Source organism: Plesiomonas sp., from assembly GCF_051650925.1.
In the GTDB taxonomy this organism is placed as follows: Bacteria; Pseudomonadota; Gammaproteobacteria; order Enterobacterales; family CAMTGL01; genus Plesiomonas.
Window position 1 is genome coordinate 1 of record NZ_JBOFRH010000097.1, and the last position, 1,078, is coordinate 1,078.

At 45.6% G+C, this 1,078-nt stretch carries 1 protein-coding gene; it reads left to right on the forward strand.

Features of this window, described 5'->3' with window-relative positions:
- Positions 1–1,078 (forward strand): class I tRNA ligase family protein (locus ACRC27_RS02155; RefSeq protein WP_438639083.1); only part of this gene is annotated, 1,078 nt, incomplete at both ends.

The following is a 1,078-nucleotide window of genomic DNA, read 5'->3' on the forward strand; positions in this document are numbered from 1 at the left end:
ACTTTGGTTTTGAGATCCCTGACGCTCCGGGCAAGTACTTCTATGTCTGGCTTGATGCACCTATCGGCTACATGGGGTCATTCAAAAATCTTTGCGATAAGCGCAGTGATCTCAATTTTGACGAGTTTTGGAACACTGATTCTACTGCCGAGTTATACCATTTTATTGGTAAAGATATTGTCTATTTCCACAGTCTGTTCTGGCCAGCAATGCTCGACGGTAGCCAGTTCCGTAAACCAACCAATGTTTTCGTGCATGGTTATGTGACCGTAAATGGCGCAAAAATGTCTAAATCACGCGGCACGTTTATTAAAGCCGGCACATATCTGAAGCATTTAGACCCAGATTGTTTGCGTTATTACTACGCGGCAAAACTCTCTTCTCGCATTGATGATCTAGATTTGAATCTGGATGATTTTATCCAGCGTGTTAATGCGGATATCGTGAATAAGCTGGTAAATCTGGCCTCACGAAATGCCGGTTTTATTGCTAAACGCTTTGACGGTATGTTGGCAGATAATCTGGCTGATTCGGCGCTGTTTGCTGAATTTACTGATGCCGCAGAGATGATTGCACAAGCGTATGAAGCGCGTGAATATGGCAAGGCTATCCGCGAAATTATGGCACTGGCAGACAAAGCTAACCGCTATGTGGATGAGCAAGCGCCATGGGTCGTGGCCAAACAAGAGGGCCGTGATGCCGATCTCCACGCTATCTGCTCAATGGGAATTAACCTGTTCCGTGTGTTGATGACTTACCTAAAACCTGTAATGCCGATGCTCAGTGAGCGTGCTGAAGGTTTCCTCAACACAACGCTGACATGGGATAGCGTAGCGACCCCGCTGTTAAATCACAAAGTAAATACCTTTAAAGCGCTGTTCAACCGTATTGATCCTGACAAGGTCAATGCCATGATTGAAGAGTCAAAAGAAGAAGCTGCAGCAGCAATGCCGGTAAAAGAGCCGACTGAGCTGGATAAAAACCCAATCTGCGAGACTATCGGTATTGATGATTTCAGTAAGGTTGACTTGCGTATTGCGCTGATTGCAAAAGCAGAGTCTGTGCCTGAAGCGGATAA